The organism is Microbispora oryzae (assembly GCF_017896165.1).
Taxonomy (GTDB): domain Bacteria; phylum Actinomycetota; class Actinomycetes; order Streptosporangiales; family Streptosporangiaceae; genus Microbispora; species Microbispora oryzae.
In genome coordinates this window covers 292,352-315,507 of sequence record NZ_JAFCNB010000004.1, presented here as the reverse complement: position 1 = coordinate 315,507, position 23,156 = coordinate 292,352, and the positions used below count along the sequence as shown (strand labels likewise).

At 72.3% G+C, this 23,156-nt stretch carries 23 protein-coding genes and 2 riboswitches; of the genes, 7 read left to right on the top strand and 16 right to left on the bottom strand.

Annotation, left to right across the window (positions count from 1 at the left end):
- Positions 1-91 precede the first annotated feature (91 nt).
- Positions 92-487: a hypothetical protein gene (locus JOL79_RS10105; RefSeq protein WP_210155456.1), complete on the bottom strand. Its 396-nt coding sequence runs from the start codon at positions 485-487 to the stop codon at positions 92-94.
- A gap of 181 nt (positions 488-668) precedes the next feature.
- On the opposite strand from JOL79_RS10105, the gene JOL79_RS10100 reads away from it, so the two are divergent.
- The gene (locus tag JOL79_RS10100) at positions 669-1,247 is read left to right on the top strand and encodes a TetR/AcrR family transcriptional regulator C-terminal domain-containing protein (RefSeq protein WP_210155455.1); all 579 of its coding nucleotides are present in this window, start codon (positions 669-671) and stop codon (positions 1,245-1,247) included.
- A gap of 375 nt (positions 1,248-1,622) precedes the next feature.
- Positions 1,623-1,823: a DUF5999 family protein gene (locus JOL79_RS10095; protein ID WP_210155454.1), complete on the top strand. Its 201-nt coding sequence runs from the start codon at positions 1,623-1,625 to the stop codon at positions 1,821-1,823.
- On the opposite strand, the gene JOL79_RS10090 is transcribed toward JOL79_RS10095, so the two are convergent.
- Positions 1,810-2,421: an alpha/beta hydrolase family protein gene (locus tag JOL79_RS10090; protein WP_210155453.1), complete on the bottom strand. Its 612-nt coding sequence runs from the start codon at positions 2,419-2,421 to the stop codon at positions 1,810-1,812. The two genes, JOL79_RS10095 and JOL79_RS10090, sit on opposite strands and share 14 nt — an antisense overlap.
- 179 nt (positions 2,422-2,600) lie before the next feature.
- Between JOL79_RS10090 and JOL79_RS10085 the strand changes: the two genes are divergently transcribed.
- Positions 2,601-2,945 (top strand): hypothetical protein, encoded by a 345-nt coding sequence (locus JOL79_RS10085; protein WP_210155452.1) that lies wholly within the window; start codon positions 2,601-2,603, stop codon positions 2,943-2,945.
- Positions 2,946-2,950: 5 nt separating this feature from the next.
- On the opposite strand, the gene JOL79_RS10080 is transcribed toward JOL79_RS10085, so the two are convergent.
- The 10 genes from JOL79_RS10080 to JOL79_RS10035 all read right to left on the bottom strand — a co-directional run bounded on the left by JOL79_RS10080 (position 2,951) and on the right by JOL79_RS10035 (position 15,020).
- Positions 2,951-3,499 carry a hypothetical protein gene (locus JOL79_RS10080; protein WP_210155451.1) on the bottom strand — a complete coding sequence of 183 codons (549 nt, stop codon included), beginning with the start codon at positions 3,497-3,499 and terminating at the stop codon, positions 2,951-2,953.
- A 196-nt stretch (positions 3,500-3,695) separates the two neighbouring features.
- The gene (gene gcvP / locus JOL79_RS10075; RefSeq protein ID WP_210155450.1) at positions 3,696-6,521 is read right to left on the bottom strand and encodes an aminomethyl-transferring glycine dehydrogenase; all 2,826 of its coding nucleotides are present in this window, start codon (positions 6,519-6,521) and stop codon (positions 3,696-3,698) included.
- A gap of 75 nt (positions 6,522-6,596) precedes the next feature.
- Positions 6,597-6,703: riboswitch (glycine riboswitch) on the bottom strand.
- A riboswitch (glycine riboswitch) is annotated at positions 6,704-6,793 on the bottom strand. It lies immediately after the preceding riboswitch.
- A 55-nt stretch (positions 6,794-6,848) separates the two neighbouring features.
- Complete coding sequence (locus tag JOL79_RS10070; RefSeq protein ID WP_307848452.1) at positions 6,849-7,466, bottom strand: MerR family transcriptional regulator; 618 nt, start codon at positions 7,464-7,466, stop codon at positions 6,849-6,851.
- A gap of 155 nt (positions 7,467-7,621) precedes the next feature.
- The gene (locus tag JOL79_RS10065; RefSeq protein ID WP_210155448.1) at positions 7,622-8,092 is read right to left on the bottom strand and encodes a bifunctional nuclease family protein; all 471 of its coding nucleotides are present in this window, start codon (positions 8,090-8,092) and stop codon (positions 7,622-7,624) included.
- A gap of 77 nt (positions 8,093-8,169) precedes the next feature.
- On the bottom strand, positions 8,170-8,823 hold the full coding sequence (ftsR, locus tag JOL79_RS10060; RefSeq protein WP_210155447.1) for a transcriptional regulator FtsR: 654 nt from the start codon (positions 8,821-8,823) through the stop codon (positions 8,170-8,172).
- A gap of 19 nt (positions 8,824-8,842) precedes the next feature.
- Positions 8,843-9,346, bottom strand: a complete 504-nt coding sequence (locus tag JOL79_RS10055; RefSeq protein ID WP_210155446.1) for an FHA domain-containing protein — start codon at positions 9,344-9,346, stop codon at positions 8,843-8,845.
- A 209-nt stretch (positions 9,347-9,555) separates the two neighbouring features.
- A complete protein-coding gene (locus JOL79_RS10050) occupies positions 9,556-12,057 on the bottom strand; it encodes a mannose-1-phosphate guanyltransferase (protein WP_210155445.1) in 2,502 nt (833 codons plus the stop codon).
- Positions 12,058-12,060: 3 nt separating this feature from the next.
- The gene (gene clsA / locus JOL79_RS10045; RefSeq protein ID WP_210155444.1) at positions 12,061-12,624 is read right to left on the bottom strand and encodes a cardiolipin synthase ClsA; all 564 of its coding nucleotides are present in this window, start codon (positions 12,622-12,624) and stop codon (positions 12,061-12,063) included.
- Positions 12,625-12,634: 10 nt separating this feature from the next.
- The gene (locus JOL79_RS10040) at positions 12,635-13,324 is read right to left on the bottom strand and encodes a response regulator (protein WP_210155443.1); all 690 of its coding nucleotides are present in this window, start codon (positions 13,322-13,324) and stop codon (positions 12,635-12,637) included.
- Positions 13,325-13,331: 7 nt separating this feature from the next.
- Positions 13,332-15,020 (bottom strand): sensor histidine kinase, encoded by a 1,689-nt coding sequence (locus JOL79_RS10035; protein WP_230984532.1) that lies wholly within the window; start codon positions 15,018-15,020, stop codon positions 13,332-13,334.
- A 130-nt stretch (positions 15,021-15,150) separates the two neighbouring features.
- Between JOL79_RS10035 and JOL79_RS10030 the strand changes: the two genes are divergently transcribed.
- On the top strand, positions 15,151-15,741 hold the full coding sequence (locus JOL79_RS10030; protein WP_210155442.1) for a class I SAM-dependent methyltransferase: 591 nt from the start codon (positions 15,151-15,153) through the stop codon (positions 15,739-15,741).
- Between the two features lie 55 nt (positions 15,742-15,796).
- A complete protein-coding gene (locus tag JOL79_RS10025) occupies positions 15,797-16,978 on the top strand; it encodes an acyl-CoA dehydrogenase family protein (RefSeq protein WP_210155441.1) in 1,182 nt (393 codons plus the stop codon).
- A 21-nt stretch (positions 16,979-16,999) separates the two neighbouring features.
- Here JOL79_RS10025 and JOL79_RS10020 read toward each other — a convergent pair whose 3' ends face one another.
- Complete coding sequence (locus JOL79_RS10020) at positions 17,000-17,698, bottom strand: gamma-glutamyl-gamma-aminobutyrate hydrolase family protein (protein WP_210155440.1); 699 nt, start codon at positions 17,696-17,698, stop codon at positions 17,000-17,002.
- Between the two features lie 332 nt (positions 17,699-18,030).
- Here JOL79_RS10020 and JOL79_RS10015 point away from each other — a divergent pair, with 332 nt between their 5' ends.
- Positions 18,031-19,170 carry a globin domain-containing protein gene (locus JOL79_RS10015; RefSeq protein ID WP_210155439.1) on the top strand — a complete coding sequence of 380 codons (1,140 nt, stop codon included), beginning with the start codon at positions 18,031-18,033 and terminating at the stop codon, positions 19,168-19,170.
- Between the two features lie 270 nt (positions 19,171-19,440).
- Positions 19,441-20,517, top strand: a complete 1,077-nt coding sequence (locus JOL79_RS10010; protein ID WP_210155438.1) for a WD40/YVTN/BNR-like repeat-containing protein — start codon at positions 19,441-19,443, stop codon at positions 20,515-20,517.
- 21 nt (positions 20,518-20,538) lie between these two features.
- Here the strand turns inward: JOL79_RS10010 and thyX are convergent, their stop codons facing one another.
- The 3 genes from thyX to JOL79_RS09995 form a co-directional block, all read right to left on the bottom strand.
- Positions 20,539-21,321, bottom strand: a complete 783-nt coding sequence (thyX, locus tag JOL79_RS10005; RefSeq protein ID WP_210155437.1) for an FAD-dependent thymidylate synthase — start codon at positions 21,319-21,321, stop codon at positions 20,539-20,541.
- A 121-nt stretch (positions 21,322-21,442) separates the two neighbouring features.
- Complete coding sequence (locus JOL79_RS10000; protein WP_210155436.1) at positions 21,443-22,222, bottom strand: ABC transporter permease; 780 nt, start codon at positions 22,220-22,222, stop codon at positions 21,443-21,445.
- Positions 22,219-23,109 carry an ABC transporter ATP-binding protein gene (locus JOL79_RS09995; protein ID WP_210155435.1) on the bottom strand — a complete coding sequence of 297 codons (891 nt, stop codon included), beginning with the start codon at positions 23,107-23,109 and terminating at the stop codon, positions 22,219-22,221. The genes JOL79_RS10000 and JOL79_RS09995 overlap by 4 nt, the downstream gene beginning before the upstream one ends.
- Positions 23,110-23,156 lie beyond the last annotated feature (47 nt).

Below are 23,156 nucleotides of genomic sequence, written 5' to 3'. Positions count from 1 at the left end.
CCCCGCCGGCGACGCCGCCGGCCACGATGTCAATGAAGGAGGGCCGGGTCATCCCGGCCCTCCTTCTCGTTTCACGGCGTCCCGCCGGGCCCTAACGGGCGGCGGCGACGGGGCGCGGCACCCGCGGAATGCTCAGCCGGTGGGCCTCCCGCAGCGTCCGCAGGCGGTTCACCTCGTCGGTCCACAGCGCGCCGTCGGGCGTCGCCCGGCCCTTGCGCCGCGCGATGCGGTCGTCATAGGCCTTCACCCCGAACGTGGCCCGCTGGGCCGCCTCGGCCGCCCGCAGCGCCTCGGTCAGAGCGCGGTCGAAGTCCAGGGCCGCCGCGCGCAACTCGGCGGCCGAGACGCCGGAGGCCTGCACCGCCCGCCAGCGCAGCTCCGCCTCCCGGAGCCGGCTCAGCTGGGTGCCGAAGCTCTTCCCGACCTCCTGGTCCGCGTGGTAGCGGACCTCCGCCTCCCGGCTCACCCGCGGACGGAAAAACGCCATCGTCACTCCTCCAGGCTCACGGCCGCCATCTCAGTTCATCGCTGCCCGTAGGGTACGCGGTGCCCCCGCGGACCGCACATCAGGGCCCCGGAACTGGAAGCCGGCGCCACCCGCTCGGCACCCGGCGCGGGGAGCGCGTCGCCCTTTACGAAGTAAGGTCACCTGTGGCAGCATGATCGCCATGCCCGCCAAACGACCGCCGATACCGCTGTCCCTGGAGCGGATCCTCGACGCCGCCCTGCACATCGCCGACGGGCAGGGGCTGCGCCGGCTGACCATGCGACGGCTCGGCGACGCCCTGCAGGTCGAGGCGATGGCCATCTACCACCATCTCCCCCGGGGCAAGGACGCGCTGATGGACGCGCTGGCCGAGCACGTCACCGCCGTCCGGGTCGAGCCCGCGGACGGCACCGCCTGGCAGGACCGGGCGCGGGCCTGGGCCAGGGCGGGCCGGGCGGCACTGCTCGAACACCCGGGCGTGCTCTCGCTCGCCCTCACCAAGCCGCCGAAGGGAGCGGCGCTGATCGCGATCCGGGAGCAGGCCGAGCAGCTGCGCGAGGCGGGGCTGGAGGGCGACGCGCCCGGGGCGGTCCGGACGCTGCGGGCCTACGTCTTCGGCAGCGTCGCGGTGGAGGTGCAGCAGTCGGGCTGGGCCGACCCGGACGCCGCCGTCCGGGACGCCCGCACCACCGAGGGGGAGCGCGAGTTCGAGCGGGGGCTCGACGCTCTGCTCGCCGGGCTCGCCGCGACCGGTTCCTGACCGGCTCCCGATCGGGCCCGCCCTGTCCTCGCCGATTCGCCGCCCCGTGGTTACCGTACGGACGGCGTGTCGACGTAAGGCCGTTATCATCGATGAGGCACTCTTGTGTATTAGGTCACATCAGTGTGCGTGGCTCCGGGCGGGGCCGCCACCGGGTCCCCTTACCCCGACCGGCGGAAACCCTCCCAATGGGCTATGTCACGCGGGTGCGGCCGAGACGCAGACTGGAGTGGTCCGGTGTGGCGTTGGTCATACCCGTCGCTCCCGAGGCACGTCCGGCCCACGGACGGGGGAAGGGAAGACGCGGATGGCCACGATGCCGCCATCCCGGACCGGACAACGACGAGCATACGAAATAGACACGGAGCCCCGGCGATGTGCCCTCATGAACCGGCCTGTCCCCACGCGGACGCCAAGGACCGAGAAGCCGCACGCACGATAGCGTCCCACCCGGAGCAGGGCTGGAGCCTGCTCTGCAACGGGGTCGTGCTCTTCGAGGACACCGGCGAACTGCTGCCGGACGGCGGTGTGATCGCCCCTCATCGGCCCACCGACATGGCGATCAGCGCGGCCTAGGCGACCGCAGCCAGCGCGCCACCTCCTCGCCCACGCGGGCGGGGTCCTTACGCAATTCGTGCCCCTCCCCCGGGAGCACCACGAGACGCGCGGCGTCCCCTTTCTCAGGGACGCCGAACGGGTCCCGGTCTCCGCTGATCGCGAGGACGGGAACACCCGCCCCTCTCAGCTCCGCCGCCCGCGAACGCTCCGGCCGCTTCGGCGGATGCATCGGGAACGCCAGCGCGACGACCGCCTCGGCCCCCACGTCCCGCGCCGTACGGCAGGCCACCCGCGCCCCGTTGCTGCGGCCGCCCTGGACGAGCGGCAGGCCCGGGTGACGTTCCCGCAGGGCCGCGACGATCGCCCCCCATGCTTCGTCCTGCCTGACCGCCGACCCCGGCGCCCGGGCTCCCCGCAGCCGGAACGGCTGCGTCACCCGCGCCACCACTCCCCCGATCGCCACCACGGCGTCCCGTACGGCGAGCAGGTCGGGCGCGTCGACCCCGCCGCCCGCGCCATGGGTCAGCACCAGCAGCAGCCGGCCGGCTCCCGTATCCGCGCCCCCCGCCCCGTCGACCTGGACGGACGCGGGCCCGTGCGGCGTCGTCACCTCCATGCGGCCGACGGTATCGGTCCATCCCGTGCAGGACACGGCGACCCTCCCAATGGAGGATGGCGGCACCCGTGAAGGGGCGGGACAATGGCGCAATGCCGGAAACCGCATCGCATTCCACCCCCGCCGGACCGCCCGGGCCGATCCGGCCGGAGGGCCCTCCTCCCGTCACGCACGCGCCCATGTCCAACCGGGACGATCTTCGGGCCGTCATCTCCGCCCGCCGGGATCTCGGCGCGGAGTACGAGGACCCGCTGGTCGACTCGTTCCTCGACAAGCTCGACGTGGAGATCGCCGCACGCGTGCGCAACGAGGTCGACGCCCGGACGCGCCACCAGAAGGAGGACGGCCCCCGCCAGCAGCGGAAGGACACCGGCATCGTGGTGGCCCTGGGCTCGCTCGCCCTGGGCATCCCGCTCACCGGCATCGCGGCGGCCCAGGCCCACGGCACGGGCCTGCTGCTGGCCTGGGCCGGGATCGTCGGGGTCAACCTCGCCTTCGCGCTGGGGCGGCGCAGGGAGCGCTGAGGCCGTCAGGCCTCGGTGCCCTCCAGCACGGGGCGCACGTCGCGGCCGAGGCGCAACCGCACCTGCTCCGCCAGCGCCTGGTCGGGATGGTCGAGGCCGTAGCGCCACACCGTCTCGGCGTCGTCGTCGCGGCCGCGCAGCGGCAGCGTCCGCGCGAGCAGCTCGATCGCGAGCGCCCCGGTCTCGGCGTCCCCCTCCTGCTGCCAGCGGCCCTCCTCGACGGCGCCGGCGAACTCGGCACAGGCCAGCTCCAGATGGGCGATGCCGAGCAGCACCCGCAGCCGGGCCGCGTCGGCCACGCCCTCGATCGACAGGGCCTCCAGCAGCAGGTCGGCGGCCTGGCCCGGCTGTCCCTCGTCCAGCAGCCCCATCGCCATGCGCTCGGCGACGACGGACAGCCCCGCCGCGGCCTCGGCCCGGCCCGCGTCGTCCACGCCGGTGCCGTCCGCGCCGGCGGCGATCTCGGCGAATATCGCGGCTGCCGCGTCGAGGTCGCCGCTCTCGGCGAGCCGGCGCGCGTCGTCCAGCCGCCGTCCGGGGTCGATGGCCGTCATGGATGGGCCTCGCAGGGATCGGGGTGTCAGGAGTTGATCACCATGATCCTAACGATCCGGGCCCGCCGGCGGGACCGACATGCCCAAGCCGGGGTATCGGTAAGGAACGTGTCACCGCCCGCCAAAGCGGCCACGGCCCCGGCGTCTCCCGGCCCGCGCGCCGTTCCCCGGAAGCCGGGGAACGGCGCGGCGGGGCTCAGTCCTCGTACGCCGCGAGGGGCGGGCAGGAGCAGACGAGGTTGCGGTCGCCGTACGCCTGGTCGATGCGGCGCACCGGCGACCAGTACTTGTCGTCGCGCAGGCCCGGCACCGGGTAGGCCGCCGCCGTCCGCGAGTAGGGGTGGGACCACTCGTCGGCGGTGAGGCTCTCGGCGGTGTGCGGGGCGTTGCGCAGCGGGTTGTCGGTCCTGTCGTACTCGCCCGACGCCACCTTGGCGATCTCGCCCCGGATGGCGATCATCGCGGCGGCGAAGCGGTCGAGCTCCGCCAGGTCCTCGCTCTCGGTCGGCTCGATCATGAGCGTGCCCGCGACGGGGAACGACATCGTGGGCGCGTGGAAGCCGTAGTCGATCAGCCGCTTGGCCACGTCGTCGACCGTCACGCCGGTCTCCTTGGTGATCTGGCGCAGGTCGACGATGCACTCGTGGGCGACCAGGCCGTCCCTGCCCGTGTACAGGACCGGGTAGTGCGGCGCCAGCCGCCGGGCCAGGTAGTTGGCCGACAGGATCGCCTGCTCGGTGGCCTGCCGCAGCCCGTCGGCGCCCATCATCCTGACGTACGCCCAGGAGATCGGCAGGATGCCCGCGGATCCGTACGGCGCGGCCGACACGTGCTCCGGCAGGTGCTCGGCGAGGTGGGCCTTGACCGCCACCGGGCCGACGCCGGGGCCGCCGCCGCCGTGCGGGATGCAGAAGGTCTTGTGCAGGTTGAGGTGGGACACGTCCGCGCCGAACTCACCCAGCCTGGCCAGGCCCACCAGCGCGTTGAGGTTGGCCCCGTCGACGTAGACCTGACCGCCCGCCTCGTGGACCCGCGCGCAGATCTCGACGATCGTCTCCTCGTACACGCCGTGCGTGGACGGGTAGGTCACCATGATCGCGGCCAGCGCGTCCCGGTGCTTCTCGATCTTGGCGGCCAGGTCGCCCAGGTCCACGTTGCCGTCGTCGTCGCAGGCCACGACGACCACCCGCATGCCGGCCATCACGGCACTGGCCGCGTTGGTGCCGTGCGCGGACGACGGGATGAGACACACGTCGCGGCCGTCGTCGCCCCTGGAGCGGTGGTAGGACCGGATCGCCAGCAGCCCGGCGAACTCGCCCTGGGAGCCGGCGTTCGGCTGGATCGACACCCGGTCGTAGCCGGTGACCTCGGCCAGCCAGCCCTCCAGCGTCGCGATCAGCTCGGCGTACCCCTCGGCCTGCGCGGCCGGGGCGAACGGGTGGATAGAGGCGAACTCCGGCCACGTGACCGGCTCCATCTCGGTCGTCGCGTTAAGCTTCATCGTGCAGGAGCCCAGCGGGATCATCGAGCGGTCGAGCGCGATGTCCCGGTCCTGCAGGCGCCGCAGGTAGCGCAGCATGGCCGTCTCCGACCGGTGGGCGTGGAAGACCGGGTGGGTGAGGAAGCCGGAGGTCCGCTGCAGACCGGCCGGGACCGCGTCGAGGGTCACCCGGTCGAGGTCCTCGACCACCAGGCCGGACACCCCGAAGGCCGCCCACACGTCCCGCAGATGGCCGGTGGTGGTCTTCTCGTCGCAGGCGACGCCGACGTGGTCGGCGCCGGCCAGGCGGAGGTTCACGCCCCGCTCGGCCGCGGCGGCCACGACCTGGGCGGCCCGGCCGGGCACGCGGGCGAGCACGGTGTCGAAGAACTCCTCGTGGACCACCTCCACGCCGCCCTCGCGCAGCCCGGCGGCGAGGACCGCCGCGTGGCGGTGCGCCCGCTGGGCGATCCGCCGCAGCCCCTCGGGCCCGTGGTAGACGGCGTACATCGACGCCATGACCGCGAGCAGGACCTGCGCGGTGCAGATGTTGCTGGTGGCCTTCTCGCGCCGGATGTGCTGCTCGCGGGTCTGCAGGGCGAGCCGGTAGGCCGGGCGGCCGTCGGCGTCCACCGAGACCCCGACCAGGCGGCCCGGCATCTGCCGCTGCAGGCCCTCGCGGACCGCCATGTACGCGGCGTGGGGTCCGCCGTAACCCAGCGGGACGCCGAAGCGCTGGGAGGAGCCGACGGCGATGTCGGCGCCCTGCTCGCCCGGCGGCCGCAGCACGGTCAGCGCCAGCAGGTCGGCCGCGGCGACGAGCAGCGCCCCCTGGGCGTGCGCCCGCTCGGCGACCGCCCCGAAGGGCGCCACCCGGCCGCTCGCGCCCGGATACTGGACCAGCACCCCGAAGCACTCGGGAAGATCACCGGCGAGGTCCGACTCCACCAGGGTGATGCCGAGCGGCTCCGCGCGGGTCGCCAGCACGGCCTTGGTCTGCGGCAGCGCGTCGGCGTCGACCACGAACACGTCCGCCTTGACCTTGCTCGCCCGGCGGGCCAGCGTCATCGCCTCGGCCGCGGCCGTCGCCTCGTCGAGCAGGGACGCGCCGGCGACGTCGAGGCCGGTGAGGTCGGACACGACGGTCTGGAAGTTCAGCAGCGCCTCCAGCCGCCCCTGCGAGATCTCCGGCTGGTACGGCGTGTACGCGGTGTACCAGCCCGGGTTCTCCATCACGTTGCGCAGGATGACGCCGGGGGTGATCGTGTCGTGGTAGCCGAGGCCGATCATCGAGGTCAGCACCCGGTTGCGCCCGGCGAGGGCGCGGAGCTCGGCCAGGGCCTCGGACTCTCCCACCGCCCCGGGCAGGTTCAGCGGGCCACGCGTGCGGATGGCCTCGGGCACGGCCACGGCGACCAGGTCCGCCACCGAGCCGTAGCCGACGACGTCGAGCATGCGGGCGCGGTCGGCCTCGGAGGGGCCGATGTGACGGGTCGCGAAGGGCGGGGCGGAAAGATCGCGAAGCGTGGATCGGTCGGTCATGACAGGGGCCTCCTGGGCGGGTCGAGACCTGCGGCGGCCGTCCCGCGCCCGTGCGGCGCGGCCGGTCGTGAAGCGGTCTCCCCCTCTGTCATCGGACCTGAGAGCTTCACCGGATCACGCGGGATCCGGCTTTCCCCTTCGGTGGGGCCCACCTGGCTGGTGTGCCCGCTTTCCAGAGTCGCCTCGCCCGCGCGGTACGGATGCCTGAGAGATTCCGGGGAGGGTTGCTCCTTCGGCGCCCCCGTTGAAGGGGACTCTCCCGCGCGAGGTCGTCGGCCTGACCCACTCTACCCGTACCCGTTCGCGCGCCCGCGTGCCTACCGGCCGTCAGCCGGTCCTGCGGGCCTTCCTGCGCTGTGCCAGCTCGTCGGCCGGATGATCTCCCTCCGCATCTGAGGACGTCGCGGCGCGCTCACACGGGAGCTCCGCCAGCGATCCCTCCACCTCGCGCCAGACGCGCCCGAGGGCGATGCCGAACACGCCCTGACCGCCCTGCAGGAGATCGATCACCTCGTCGGCCGAGGTGCACTCGTAGACGCTCACGCCGTCGCTCATGAGAGTGATCTGGGCCAGGTCGTTGACTCCCCGGTCGCGCAGGTGCCGCACCGCGGTGCGTATCTGCTGGAGGGACACCCCCGTGTCCAGCAGACGTTTGACGACCTTGAGAACGAGGATGTCCCGGAAACTGTAAAGCCGTTGCGACCCCGAGCCCTGAGCGGCTCTTATGGTGGGGAGCACGAGTTCCGTCCGGGCCCAGTAGTCGAGCTGCCGGTAGGTGATGCCGGCCGCCGCGCACGCCGTGGGCCCGCGGTACCCGACGTCCTCGGGCAGCGCCGCCGGCTGCTCGTCGAACAGCAGACCCTGCTCACCGGCGCGCTCCCGCGCCGACTGCCGGGCCGGGTCGTGCTGGCCGGCCGACTTACCCTCGCCGCTGCTGACCGCCACTGCGGACCTCCGGCTTTCTCTCATCCCACGGTCTGATCTGGGGGTTCGTGAATTACAACCGTGGTTTCCCTTGCACCGTAGGACCGGGGCCATCGTCAGTCAACGACCCGGTCCGGCGCGTCGTGAAGCGTAATCGCCCGAATTGGCCGGGGACGTCAGCCCGCCCGGCCGAAGTCTTCGGGAGTAATCTTGTCCAGGAACTCGCGGAATTTTTCCACTTCGTCTTCCTGGTCGTCGGGCATGGTCACGCCCGCCTCCTGCACCACGTCCTCACTCGCGTAGATCGTCGCGCCCGTGCGGAGCGCCAGCGCGATCGAGTCCGACGGGCGGGCGCTCACCTCCACTCCGTTCGAGAAGACGAGATCGGCGAAGAAGATCCCGTCACGCAACGCCACGATGTTGACGGTGCGCAGGCGGACCCCCAGGGCCTCGAGCACGTCACGGAACAAGTCGTGGGTGAGCGGCCGGGGCGGCGGCTCCTCCGCCTGGGCCAGCGCGATAGCGGTCGCCTCGGTCATGCCAATCCAGATCGGCAGGTACCGATCACCGCTCGTCTCCTTGAGGAGAACGATCGGCTGGTTGGTGGGCATCTCAACGCGAACCCCCACGACCTCCATCTGCAACACGGGCGGCTCCGTCTCAAAGCGTCGCGGCATATCACCAGGCATTCAACGTAACACCCACGAGGGAGCGGATGTGCCGGTCACCGCCCCAGAATGCCGCGAACACTCCCACGGAGTAACGCGTTGTGCAATTCCTGGAGAAGTCCGGAGATCTCTCGCGCGGTCTCCTCGGCCTCGCCGATCGCGCCGGGAGCGCGCCGTCGCATGATCGGCGCGACGGCCTGCTCGACGAGCGCCGCCTCGCGCTCCACCGCCGCCTTCAGCACCCGCAGGTGCCGGGCCCCCACGCCGAACCGCGCCAGCGCCCCCACGCTGCGCGCGATCTCCAGGGCCTCGGCGTCGTATCGGCGGGCCACCGCCGCGACCAGGCCGAAGCCCTCCATCTCGGCGAGGGTCTCCTCGTCGATCCCGGCGGCCTCCAGCAGTTCCTCCCGGCTCAGCCGCACGGGAGGGGCCTCGGCCGTCACGCCACGCGGGCGCGCCGCCCCGTCCAGGTGATCCTTGATCACGCGGAGCGGCAGATACTGGTCCCGCTGCGCCGTGAGGATGTAGCGCAGCCGCTCGACGTCGCCGTGGGTGAACTTGCGGTATCCCGAGGGGCTGCGCTGGGGCTCGATGAGCCCCTCACCCTCCAGGAAACGGATCTTGGAGACCGTCACGTCGGGGAACTCGCCCTGAAGCAGGGCGAGCACCTCCCCGATGCTCATGAACGCCCGTACGGCCTGCGCGCTCATGACCCCACCTCCTCAGCGATCACACCCCTCCAGGGCCGCGCGTGAGGAACACCAGCCGGAACTTGCCGATCTGCACCTCGTCGCCGCCCACAAGAGGAGACTCCTCAATGCGCTCGCGGTTGACATAGGTGCCGTTGAGGCTGCCGACGTCACGGACGGTGAAGTGGCCGCCACGGCGGTAGAACTCCACGTGCCTCCTGGACACCGTCACATCGTCCAGGAAGATGTCGCTCTCCGGGTGGCGACCCGCCGTGGTGAGATCGCTGTCGAGCAGGAAACGGCTCCCGGCGTTCGGGCCGCGCATGACCACGAGGAGCGCGGTCCCCGGCGGCAGCTGCTCGACCGCGGCCCGATCCGGCAGCAGCGTCTGTCCCGTCTCCGCCTCAAGCGCGTCCAGCGAGATCGTCGAGGTCGTCTCGGCTGGGGCGGGCGCCGAAGCACTCAGCGGCGAACCGCATCGTGAACAGAAACGGGCATCCTCGGGGTTGGCATGACCGCACTGCGTGCAGTAGACGCTGGGCATCGAACGGCTCGGCCTCTCTCACGACTTGCTCAGACTGCGAATGCCGCAACTTACGCTGATCAGGGACAAAGGTCAAGAAGCGTCGCTGGGCGTGGACTGACCAACGCTACAGCCCCCGCCCGTCCAAGGTCCATCCCGCCACACACTGCTCATGGGCGCTCGCCGGGCTCAGGACGCCCACGGGTCACGGCTTCCTGCTCGACGGCCGGTCATTCACCGGCCGCCTGCTCGACGACGCGGGCCCAGTGTTCCAGGAGACTCTGGGCGGTGTCCATGTCGTGGCCCTCCGCCCACAGGTGGGTGACGGCCTCGGCGGGGTCGGGCAGGACGAGTGCCCAGCTCCCGTCGTCCTCGACGACGCGCACGCCGTCGGTCGTGTCCAGACGGTGGCCCTCCGCCGCCTCCACGACCGAGCGCATGACCGCTCCCTTGTGCGCCCAGGGCGTGGGAACCGTGCGCTTGAGCAGCCGCGCCTCCGGGATGCGGGCGTCGATCTGGCTCAGCGACAGCCGGGTGCGCGCGACCAGCCCGAGCAGGCGCAGGAAGACCGCGAGGCCGTCCAGGGTGGGCGCGAACTCGGGAACGATGAACCCGCCGCGCCCGTCGCCCGCGAAGATCATCTCGGGGTGGGCGGCGGCCCGGGTGAGCGTGTCGAGGCTGGTGGCCGTCCAGTCGACCTGGACGCCGTGGAAGCGGCAGACCATCTCCGCGACCCGGGTCGTGGTCACGGGCAGGGCCACCCGCCCGCCCCGGCGCTCGGCCGCGACGAGGTCGAGCACGACGAGCAGCGCCCGCTCCTCGCTGATGAGCTGACCCATCTCGTCGACCAGCGAGACCCGCTCCCCCACCGGGTCGAACCGCACGCCGAACGCCGCCCGGGACGAGGCGACCAGCTCGGCCAGGCGCTGCAGGTCGCGGCGGCGCTCGGCCAGGGTCTCCGTCGGCGAGGCGTCGTCGAGCCGGTTGTTGACGGTGAGGACGTCGACGCCCACCCGGCCGAGCAGGCTCGGCAGCACGAGCGAGGAGGTGCCGCCGGCGCAGTCGACGACGACCTTCATCTCGGTGTCCTTCACCCCGCTCATGTCGACGCACCCCAGCAGCTCGCGGGCGTAGGTGTCGACGGCCCTCGCGGGGAAGGTCAGCTCGGCGATCTCGCCGGGGAAGGCCCTCCGGTACTCCTGCCGGGAGAAGACCCGTTCGAGCTTGCGCTGGGCGACCTGGGACAGATCGGCCCCGGCCCCGTCCATGAACACGATGTCGACGCTCTGCGGGTCACCCGAGGTGGTCCGCAGGGCGATGCCGCCCTTCACGTTCTCCCTGGAGGTGTTGAACCTGGCCACCGGCAGGGCGGCGGCCTCCAGGTCGACCACGTTGATGGCGCTGGAGTTGAGCGCGCTGATGACGGCCCGCTTCAGGGCCCGGGCGGCGCGCGAGGCGTCGCGGGAGGTCACCACCGTGTCGCCCTTGCGGAGTGTCGTGGCGTACGCGCTGGCCAGCCGGACGCACAGCTCGGGGGTGATCTCCACGTTGACCAGGCCGGAGACGCCCCTGGGGCCGAAGAGGCTGCGCTGCCCCCGCGACTCCCAGATCACGCTGGTGTTGACGACGCTGCCGGCCTCGATCGTCTTGAACGGATAGATCTTCACGCTTGAGGAGACGTACGCCTCCGCCTCGATGACGCACTCGTCTCCGACGACCGCGTTCTCCTCGATCCGCGCGCCGGTCATCACGTCGGTGTTCTTGCCGATGACGCAGCCGCGCAGGTGGGCGGCCGGGCCGACGTAGACGTTGTCGCTCACGACGGCGCGCTGGAGGAAGGCGCCCTCCTTCACCACGACGTTGCTGCCGAGCACGGTGTACTCCCGCACCTCGGCCCCCGCCTCGACCTTGGCGTAGTCGCCGATGTAGACGGGGCCGTGGAGCACCGCCTCGGGGTCGACGGACGCGCCCTCGGCCACCCACACGCCGGGCGCGAGCTCGAACGCGTCGAGGTCGACCTTCACCTTGCCTTCCAGCACGTCCGCCTGGGCCTTCAGGTAGCTCTCGTGGGTGCCGACGTCCTCCCAGTAGCCGTCGGCCACGTAGCCGAACAGGCGGCAGCCGCGGTCGAGCATCTTCGGGAAGACGTCGGACGACCAGTCCGCCGACTGCCCGGCCTCGATCTCGTCGAGCACCGACGGCTCCATGATGTAGATGCCGGTGTTGACGGTGTCGGAGAAGACCTGGCCCCAGGTCGGCTTCTCCAGGAACCGCTGGATGCGCCCGTTGTCGTCGACGATGATGATCCCGAACTCGAGCGGGTTGGGCACCCGTTTGAGGCCGATCGTGACGAGCGCGCGGTTCTCGCGGTGGAACCGGAGCATGTCGGTCAGGTCGATGTCGGTGAGCGCGTCGCCTGAGATGACCAGGAAGCGGTCCTCCCGCAGCTTGTCGGCGGCGTTCTTCACGCTCCCGGCGGTGCCGAGCGGCACCTCCTCGGTCGCGTAGTGGAGGCTCATGTCCAGCTCGTCGCCGTCTCCGAAGTAGTTGCGGATGAGCGGGGCGAGGAACTGCACGGTGACCACGGTCTCGGTGAACCCGTGCCGCTTCAGGAGCCGCAGCACGTGCTCCATGATCGGGCGGTTGATGATGGGAAGCAGGGGCTTCGGCTGGTTCGCGGTCATCGGCCGGAGCCGTGTCCCCTCCCCGCCCGCCATGACGACGGCCTTCACGGGTCACCCCTTCGTTAGCTCGCGCACCTGGACGACATACAACACCCCCGCCCACCAATACAGACCAGTTCCCCAGATGGCGAAGGCCCATCCGAATATCCCGCACATCTCGGCGTACCAGCCCTGGTGGGAGGCGAGGAAGAGGAGCGGGAAGGCGTACATCAGGCAGGCGGTCCCGGCCTTGCCGAGGAAGTGGACCGGCAGGGCGGGGCCGTACCCGTGCCTGCGCAGCACCGGCGGCACCCAGAGCAGCGAAACGTCGCGCAGCACCACGACGGCCGCCAGCCACCAGGGGATGGCGTCGCGCAGGACCAGCCCGGCCAGGGTGGCGAGGATGTAGAGCCGGTCGGCGAGCGGGTCGATCAGGCGGCCCAGCCTGCTGGTCTGGTTCCACGCCCGGGCGAGCTTGCCGTCGAGCCAGTCGCTGAACCCGGCCAGCATGAGGAGGACGATGGCCCAGCCGTCGGCCCGGGGCCCGAGGACGAGCCAGAGGAAGACCGGCACCCCGAGCAGCCGCAGGAAACTCAGCAGGTTGGGGACGGTCAGGATGCGGTCCTCAGCGTTCACGCCCCAGACCCTACATGCCGGTACGGCGGCCCCTGGGCCGCGGACCCAGGGGGTCGAACCCCGGATCGATCAAGCCGAACCGATGGGCCATGACGGCGGCCTGGGTGCGGTTGCGCAGCCCCAGCTTCTCGATGAGCGCGGCGACGTGGCTCTTGACCGTGGTGACGCCCACGTGCAGCCGGGCGGCGATCTCCGCGTTGGACAGGCCGGCCCCGACGAGCGTGAGCACCTGCACCTCCCGCTCGGTGAGTCCGTCCGGGACCGGCAGGACCTGCGCCTCGGCCGCCAGTGCCCGTTCCACCACCCGCCGCAGCACGGACGGGGCGAGCAGCGGCTCCCCCGCGGCGGCCCGGCGCACGGCGTCGACCATGCGGTCCGGCGGGTCGTCCTTGACGAGGAACCCGAGGGCTCCGGCGCCCAGGGCGGCATAGAGGTTGCGGTCCTCGGAGAACGTGGTGAGCACCACGATCCGGGCGCCCGGCTGGGCCGCCAGGACGCGGCGGGTCGCCTCCAGCCCGTCGACGCGGGGCATCCGCAGGTCCATCAGGACGACGTCGGGGCGGTGCCGCTCGGTCAGCCGTACGGCCTCGGCGCCGTCGGCGGCCTCGCCGCAGACCTCCATGTCCCCCGCGGCCTCCAGCATCATCCGGACCCCCGCCCGCACCAGGGCCTGGTCGTCGGCGATCACGACGCGGATCATGTGAGCCTCATGTGAGCCGGGGCGCCGAGGGGATCCGGCAGTCGTGGCCCACACCCGCCCCGGCGTCGTCGCGTGGCAGGGGGAACGTCGCCGCGAGCCGCCAGCCGCCGTCGCCTGTCGGGCCCGCGGTCAGCCGGCCGCCCAGCGCGCGGGCCCGTTCGCGCATGCCGGCGACGCCGTGCCCGGGCGAGGGCAGGACGTCGGCGGGCCGGCCCGCGCCGGGCCCGTTGCGCACCTCCACCGTCAGCGCCCGGTCCTCCAGGCTCACGGCTATCTCCGCCCGGGCGCCCGGCCCGGCGTGCTTGAGCACGTTCGTCAGTCCTTCCTGCACGATCCTGGCCGCGGACGCCCGGACCACGAGCGGGGCGCGGGCGGGGTCTCCGGCCATCCGCAGCCGGACCCGCAGCCCGGCGGCCGACATGCGGTCGACGGCGTCGCGCATCACGTCGTCGGGGTCGGCGAGGACGAGTTCCTCTCCGCCGGGGTCGCGCAGCACGGTCAGCAGGCCCCTCAGGTCCTCCAGGACCCGGTGGCCGGTCTCCCTGATGTCGGCCAGCGCCTCGGCGGCCGGGCCGGTCGCCCCCGCGTACTGCGCCGCGCCCGCCCGCAGCACCATCGCGCCCACATGATGGGCCACGATGTCGTGCACCTCGCGGGCCAGCCGCTCGCGTTCGGCCAGCCGGTCGGCCCTGGTGCGCTCGGCCTGGAGATCGGCCGCCTGGCGGGCCTCCGCCTGCCGGGAGCGGGCGTACCGGCCGATCGCCACCGGCGCGGTGACCATCGCCATGAGGGCGATCACCCGGAAGAGCGTGATGTCGGAGGGGTCGTCCACGATCACGATGGCGGTCACCGAGCAGGTCAGCGCGTAGGCGGCGGCCACCCACGACCAGCTCGCCCGGGTCGCGAACATCCCCAGGGCGATCAGCGCGAGCAGCTGCAGCCCGTTGCCGGTCTGGGGCACGTACTGGTCGGCGACGACGAGGACGACGCTCTCCAGCAGCAGGACCGCCCCGGGCAGGTGGCGGACGACGCCCAGCGCGAGCCCGGCCAGCACGACGCCGAGGCCGACCGCCCACACCGGCGGCGTCCCGCTGTCCCAGCTCGGCCAGGTGCCGAGCACGGCGAACGTCACACCGCCCCCGGCGAGCAGCAGGTCGAGCAGCGGGGCCGGGTCCTCCCGCAGGCGTCCCTCCTGCCCGCGCAGGTAGCGGCCGATCAGCGCGGGGGCCGCGACGAGACCGACGGAGTAGTACCAGGCGCCGCGGGTGAACGCGATCCCGGGATCGGCGAGGTTGACCGCGGTCGCGGCGCAGGCGAGCACCGCGACCGGCGCCGTCCAGCGCAGGTCTGCGAACCGGGCCACCACGCCCACGGCGATCGGCAGCAGGAGCTGCACGGTGTTGGCCGTGAAGGCGCCGAGCTGGTCGCAGACGACGAGCAGCGCGGACAACAGGACGGCGGCCGTCGCCGGCCTGCGCCGCAGCGGGGCGAGGGCGAGACCGGCGCCCAGCGAGAACATGACCGCCATCCACACCGGCGCCGTCGGCCCGCCCCACGAGCCCCAGGTGACGAGCAGGTCGAGGACCGCGCCGGAGACCACGAGGACCGCTTCGGGCCACACCCCCCGCCAGGGGAGGCCGTCTCCGTCCGCCGCGGCCGGGGAGAACCGGGCGAGGGGACGCCGTACGAGGGACATACCGGCACGGTACCCGGCGGGACGGCCGCGCCCGGTCCTCCACCGGGAGGAGGACGTCTCCTCCTTCTGGCCACCCGGCCGGGCCGGTCGGCGGGCGGCCGGGGCGGGGGGCCCGCCCTAGCGTGTGATCATGACCAGTCAATCGGCCCTCTTCCTGGGCCAGTTCCTCCGCTCCCCCGCCGTGATCGGGGCGGTGGCGCCCAGCTCCCGGCGGCTGTCGTCCGCCGTCTGCGTCCCGGTGCCCGAGCGGGGCGACCCGGTCGTGTTGGAGCTCGGACCGGGCACCGGGCCGTTCACCGCTGAGATCCAGCGGCGGCTCGGCGGGCGGGGCCGCCACGTGGCCGTCGAGATCAACACGCGGCTCGCCGGGCACCTCGCGGAGCGCCACCCCGGCGTGGAGGTCGTCGTCGACAGCGCCGCCAATCTGCCCGCCCTGCTGGCCCGGCGCGGCCTGGCCGCCGCCGACGTGATCGTGAGCGGGCTTCCCTGGGCCGCGTTCTCCTACGGCCGGCAGTCGGCCGTGCTTCGGGCGGTGGTGGACTCGCTGGCTCCGGACGGGGCGTTCACCACGTTCTCCTACGTCCACGCCCGGGCGCTGCCCCCGGCCGTACGGTTCCGCGGGCGGCTGACCACGGCCTTCGAGGAGGTCGTGCCGGGCCGCACGGTGTGGCGGAACCTGCCGCCGGCCTTCGTCTACCACGCGCGCCGCCCGAGAAGATGATCTCGCGGCCGGGCCGAACTTCGTTCTAGTATGGCCCGCGAACGATTGGAGACCCGTGGACTTCTCGCTGCCCGAAAGCGCGCAGGCGGTGCGCGAGGGGATCGCCGGCATCTGCTCCCGGTACGACATGGCCTACTGGGAGCGGTGTGAGACCGAGAAGCGGTGGCCGGAGGAGGTCTGGGCGGAGCTGGCCGCGGGCGGGTGGCTCGGCCTGGCCGTCCCCGAGGAGTACGGCGGGGCCGGGCAGGGGCTGCTGGAGCTCGCGGTCGCCACGGAGACCCTGGCGGCGTCCGGCGCCGCCGGCGGCTCCGCCTTCGTCTACGTGCTGACCCCCGGCTTCGGCGCGCTGACGCTGGCGCGGCACGGCTCCGACGAGCAGCGGGCCGAGCTGCTGCCGAAGCTGGCGACGGGCGAGGCCGAGACCTGTTTCGCCCTGACGGAGCCGGACGCGGGGTCGAACTCGCTGGCGGTCTCCACGTTCGCCCGGCGCGACGGCTCCGACTTCCTGATCAACGGCAGGAAGATCTGGATCACCGGGGTGCAGCGGGCCACCTGGATGCTGCTGGTGACCAGGACGGTTCCGGCCGCCGAGGCCCGGCCGCGCACGCACGGCATGACGGTGTTCCTGGTCAACGTGCCCGAGGCGGTGGCGTCCGGCCGGCTGGACTACCGGCCGATTCCCAAGATGGGCGCCAACACCACCCCGTCCAACATGGTCTTCGTCGACGACCTGCGGGTGCCGGAGAGCAGCGTCGTCGGCGAGCTGCACGGCGGGGCCGCCGTGCTCTGGGACGTCCTCAACCCCGAGCGGATCCTGCTGGGCGCGAGCTCCCTCGGCGTCGCCGAGGTGGCGCTGCGGGTCGGCGTCGGCTACGCGAAGGAGCGCTCGGTCTTCGGCCGGCCGATCGGGGCCAACCAGGCGATCGCGTTCCCCCTCGCCCAGGTGAAGGCGAAGATCGAGCTGGCCCGGCTGATGCTGCACAAGGCCGCCTGGTCGTTCGACCGCCGCCTGCCCTGCGGCACCGATGCCAACATCGCCAAGCTCACCGCCTCGCAGGCCGCCTGGGAGGCGGCCGACGCGGCGTTCCAGACCCACGGCGGCATGGCGTACTCGCTGGAGTATCCCGTCGCGCGGCTGCTGGCGGACGCCCGGATCGGGCGGATCGCCCCCGTCACGGAGGAACTGCTGCTCAACTACCTGGCCACCCAGGTTCTCGGCCTGCCGCGGAGCTTCTGACCCCTTCCGGCCCCGGAGGGGTCAGGGGCGCGCGGCCTCGACCAGCGCCTCGATCAGCCGGTTGTCCGAGCCGCGCTCGGGATGCCACTGCACGCCCACCGCGAACCGGTGGCCCGGCAGCTCCACGGCCTCGACGATCTGGTCGTCCGCCCAGGCGACGGCGATCAGCCCGGTGCCCAGCCGCTTCACGGCCTGGCGGTGCGCGCCGGTCACCTCGGCGCGGTCGCCGATCGCCTTGCCCACCCGGCTTGACACGCTGACCGTCACGACGTGCCCGGCGGTGTCGTGCCGTTCGTGCCCGACCGCCGCCGGCAGCGAGGGGATCAGGGTCCCGCCCCGCGCGACGTTCAGCACGTGCATTCCCCGGGAGACCGCGAGCAGCGGCAGGTCCGCCTCCACCGCCGCCTCCACGAGCGCCGTCTCGAACCGGTCCCGGTACGGCTGGGGGTCGCGCACGTCGTCGCCCGTCCCGTCCTCGGGGGCCTCCTCGCCGTACAGGGCCGGGTCGAGCGGGACGCCGCCTGCGAGGATGACGGCGTCGAGCCTGCGCACGTAATCGCGCACCGAGACCGTGCCGAACGGGGGAAGCAGCACGGCCGCGCCCCCGGCCCGCTCGACCGCCCGACCGTACGCCTGGGGTGAGACCGCGGCCTCCCGGACCCACTCACCCCATCGGGCGGCCTCCAGATACGTGGTGATGCCGACAATCGGACGCGCCATGACGCAATCTCCCGTTAGTGGTGCATAGGGGCACGCCCATCATGGCGTACGCGATTTCACGTTCGTCACTTTTCTTAACAAACGACACATGTGCAACTCCTGTCCCAACTCTGCCTGAAGCATGGCGTTCACCCGGCATCACGGACTGATCACTATCCGTCGGTCTCAATATCCCTTGTCGGGAATCGGTTGTGACGCCCGAGTACGGGTGAAACACTCCTGGTGAGCGTTCGGTCGGGCCGGGGCCTCCGGCGCTCGTCACCCGGAGCCGTCAGGGAGGTGGATCGACAAGACCGGAGCGCGTTTCCGGTCCCAAGGGTGGGACACAATCGATGTCGCTGAATCCGCGCCTCGTCAAGGAGAGCTTCTCCGTCGTCGAACCCGTCGCGGAGGAGGCCGCCGCGTACTTCTACGGGCGGCTGTTCTCCGGCAGTCCCCGGCTGCGGGCGATGTTCCCGCCGGCCATGGGTGAGCAGCGCGAGCGGCTCTTCGCCGCGCTCACACGGATCGTCTGGATGGCCGACAACCCCGAGGGCCTGTCGGCGTACCTCGGGCGGCTCGGCCGCGACCACCGCAAGTACGGCGTCGTCGCCGAGCACTACACCGCGTTCGGCGACGCCCTGATCGCGACGATCCGGCGCTTCGCCGCCGAGATCTGGACCCCGGAGATGGAGGCGGCCTGGGCCGCCGCGTACCGCATGGCGGCGGACATGATGAAGGAGGCGGCCGAGGCCGACGCCGAGGCCGCTCCGCCCTGGTGGCCCGCCGAGGTCGTCGCGCACGAGCGGCGCACCCGGGACATCGCCATTGTCACCGTGCGGCCCTCCCAGCGGATGGACTTCCGGCCGGGACAGCACGTGGCCCTGCAGACCGCCCGCTGGCCGCGCGTCTGGCGGGCCTTCTCGATCGCGAACGCGCCGCGCGCGGACGACACCCTCTCCTTCCACGTCAAGGCGGTGCCGGGGGGCTGGGTGAGCTCGAGCCTGGTCCGGGAGACCCGCATCGGAGACCAGGTGCTGCTCGGGCCTCCGGCGGGCACCATGGTGCCGCCGGACTCCGGCCGCGACATCCTCTGCGTGGCCGGCGGCACCGGGCTGGCCCCGCTCAAGGCGATCGTCGAGCACGTCGTCGAGCACACCACAGGACACACCACCGGGCCGGGCCGCGTGCCCGGCATCCACCTGCTGTTCGGGGCACGGCACGCCGCCGACCTGTACGACCTCGACGACCTGATCCGCATGGAGTCGGGCCACCCGAGGCTCCGGGTGCTCCCCGTGGTCTCCGACGAGCCCGACTACGACGGCATCACGGGCAGTCTCCCGGATGTGATGGAACGACTCCGGCCGTGGGGGGAACACGAGGTCTACGTCTGCGGGCCGGCCCCGATGGTTGACGACGCCGTGAGCCGCCTGCGGAGGTCGGGCGTCCCCACGTCCCGCATCCATCACGACTCACCGTACGGCGCGCCCTGACGCCGGCGCGCCACCACTCGCCGGCCCCGTCATCGGGCCTGTCCACCGGGCCTGTCACCGGCTCCGGACACGCCCGGAGGGCACGGCCTGGATCGTCCGGATTCCGGACGATCTGTGCCCTGGGCCGCTCGCGAAGTCGGCGTTCCAGGCCGTGCACGGCCCCGGCGTTCGCCGGGCGGTAGGCCATCCTGCCTGGCAGGATGGCCTGCGCCCGTTCGTCCCCGCGGGCGGCGTCCGCCGGGACGACAGCCGGACAGGAAGGCAGCGATCATGGAAGCTCTGCTCGCGATCGGGACGCGCAAGGGCCTGTTCCTCGCACGGTCGGCGAACGGCGGCCCGTTCCGGGTCGAGCCCGTGCGCTTCTCCACCATCGGCGTCCCGTCGATCGCGATAGACACCCGTCAGGCCCCGGTCCGGCTGCTCGCCGGGCTCGAGTACGGGCACTTCGGGCCCTCGTTGAGGTGGTCGGACGACCTCGGGAAGACCTGGCAGGAGGCGCCGTCACCGCCGATCGCGTTCCCCGAGCGGACCGGGACGTCGCTCGTCAAGGTGTGGCAGCTGCTGCCGTCCCCGGCCGAGCCGGACGTCGTCTGGGCCGGCGCCGAGCCGGCGGCGCTGTTCCGCTCCGAGGACCGCGGGGAGACCTACCGGATGGTGGAGGGCCTGTGGGACCACCCCACCCGGCCGCAGTGGCGGCCCGGCGGCGGCGGGCTGTGCCTGCACACGATCGTCCCGCACCCCGAGGACGCCGGCCGCATCGCGATCGCCGCCTCCGCGGTCGGGTTCTTCCGCAGCGCCGACGGGGGCGCCACCTGGGAGCCGGCCAACCGGAACATCCGGGCGCCGTTCCTGCCGGAGGGCGCGCAGTACCCGGAGTTCGGGCAGTGCGTCCACAAGGTGGCCCAGCACCCGGCCCGGCCGGAACGCCTGTACCTCCAGCACCACTTCGGGGTCTACCGGTCGGACGACTTCGGCGGCACCTGGACCGACGTCGGCTCCGGCCTGCCGAGCGACTTCGGCTTCCCGATCGTCACGCATCCGGACGACCCCGACCGGCTCTGGGTCTTCCCGCTGCACTCCGACATGAACCGGACCCCCGTGGGCTACCGCTACCAGGTGTTCCGCAGCGACGACGGCGGAGCCGCCTGGCAAGGCTTCTCCGCCGGCCTGCCCGAGGGCCCCGTCCACGCCTCCGTCCTGAGGGACGCGGCGACCGCCGGCCCCGCGGGCCTGTTCTTCGGCACGCGCGACGGCGAGGTCTACGGCTCCCGCGACGACGGGGAGTCGTGGTTCACGATCGCGAGACACCTCCCCGACGTCCTGTGCGTGCGGGCCGCGGTGCTCTGACCTGCCCCCGCAACCGGCTGATCAGACCTTGCGCCAGCCGGGGATCCACGCGCCGTTCTCGACGACGTAGTCGCCGAACAGCGCCGGGGCCTCCGCGCGCATGATCTCGCCGATCCGCTGGAAGACCAGGCGGATCTCCTCCTCCGCCCCCTCCGCCGTACGCGCCTCGATCGTGTGCCGGAGGGTCCGCACGTTCGCCGTCCAGACCAGCCCGGTCGCGACCCCTTCCGGGGCGAAGCGCCGCATGAAGGACGTGCGGTGCTTCTTGTCCGCGAACGGCACGCCCTCCTCGTCGAGGCCGAAATGGCCCGCCATCCACGTCTGGAACTCCTCCATCCGGTCCAGCAGGTCGGCCGCGCGCTTCATCAGCTCGGCGTCCTGCTGAGCCCACTCGGGGAACCAGAAGGGCAGGTCGGTGAGCCGCACGAACCGCAGCGACTCCTGGGAGATCGCGACGCCGGGACGATGCCGGACCAGCTCGTGGGTGAACACCCGGGACACGTTGTGCAGCACGAAACTGAAGCTGACGTGTTCGAGCACGCTGCCGTGGGCGCTGGCCAGGATGTTGCGGAGGTAGGCGTCCTGGTCGGTGCGGATGCGCGTCACATTCGGGTTGAGACCCGGCTCGAAGGACCGGTAGCACAGACGTCCGGCGAACTCGGCGAGATTCTGGGCGTCGAACTCACCCCGCTCCAGGCGCTCCAGCCACTTCTCCCCGCCGATCTCCCCCAGGTAGCGGGCCAGCTCGTCATAGTCCAGCTCGGGCCTGGCGACAAGAAAGATCTCGGGTTCGACGCTGCGCATTCACATTCCCCGTAGTGCCGTGCGGATGAGACCGTCCTAGCAAACCAGATCCCGGCGCTCCTGCCGCACTGACCCCGCGCATCACGGCGGAGCCCCAACCGGGGCCCCGCCTGCGGGGGCGTCAGGTGATGTCACGCCGGACGGTCGTGGCCGACGCGACGAAGGCGAACAGGACGGCGTACGCGATCAGCACGAGGGCGCCCGCCCAGGCGGGCAGCAGATCGGGTCTGCCCAGCCCGGTGTCGATGTCGATGCTCATCAGCGCCCGCGCCGCCCCGCCCGGCAGCCACTTGCCGACGGGCTGCAGGGCCGGGAAGGAGCTGAAGATCCCCTCGATCGCGTACGACCAGACGATGGCGGCCACGACGCCGGCGATCTGGTTGCGGACGAGTGCCCCGAGGCCGATGCCGAACAGGACGTTCAGGGCCAGGTTGGCCAGGATGCCGAGGCTGATCTGGGGGATGTGGGACGCCGTGAGCGAGACCTCGCCGCCGGAGATCAGGACGGCGGGGATCGCGACGACCGTCTCGAACAGCAGCGCCGCCACGGCGAACAGGGCGCCGACGATCAGGCCCGCCACCAGCTTGGCGGCGATCACCGGGGTCCGGCGGGGCGTCGCGAGGAACGTGCCGGTGACGGTCTGGTAGCGATACTCCGAGGTCATCATGATGACGCCGAGGATCATCACGAAGATGCTCCCGCTCGCGCCCGCGGACCAGGCGAGCTCGAGCCACTCGGGCGAGGTGCGGGCCGGGGTGCTCAGGCCGTTCGACTCGACCCCGGCGGATCCGATGGCGAAGCCGAGGGAGATCCCGATCAGCAGGATCATGACGATCATCATGATCCACCACAGGCGGGTGGTGAACAGCTTGTGCAGCTCGGCCCTGACGAGCGCGGTCATCGTCCCTCCGTCAGCTCGAGGAAGACCTTCTGCAGGTCCGACCGCTCCTGGCCGACCTCGGTCAGCACGATGCGCCGGTCGAGGGCGAGCTGTCCGATCGCCTCGGAGTCGAGGCCACGGACCCGCAGGGTGTCCTCCGTGACCCGCTCCACCGTGGCCCCGGCCGCCTCCAGCGCGTCCGCCAGTTCGGGGGCCCTGGCCGTCCGGACGCGTACGGAGGCGTCGTCGCCGGTGACGATCTCGTCGAGCGCGCCCTGCCGGACGAGCTTCCCGCGGGCGAGGATGACGACGTCGTCCACGGTCTGCTCGACCTCGGACAGCACATGGCTGGAGACGAGGACCGCGGCGCCCTGGTCGTGCGCGAGATGACGCAGGAACCCCCGCAGCCACTCGATACCGGCCGGGTCGAGCCCGTTGGCCGGCTCGTCCAGGATGAAGACGCGGGGCCGGCCGAGGATCGCGCCGGCCAGCGCGAGGCGCTGCCGCATGCCGAGGGAGAACCCGCCGACGCGTTTGCCGGCCACGTCGGCGAGCCCGACCTGGCCGAGCGCCTCCTCGGCCCGCTTGACGGGCAGCCTGCCGGCGATGCACAGGCCGCGCAGATGGTTGGCCGCTGTGCGGCCGGGATGGAAGCTCGTGGCCTCCAGTACGGCTCCGACCTCGGCCAGCGGCGCCTCGATGTCGCGGTAGCGGCGGCCGTGGATGAGCGCCTCGCCCGAGTCGGGGGTGACCAGGCTCAGCAGGCTGCGCAGAGTCGTCGTCTTCCCGGCCCCGTTGGGGCCCAGGTATCCGGTGACCGAGCCCGCCTCGACGGTGAAGGTGACGTCGTCGACCGCCTTGACCGCGCCGAACGACTTCACCAGATTTCGGATCTCTATGGCAGTCATCCCGGCGATTATCACTCGCCGGCCCGGGGCTTTCCTCCCCTTCGAGA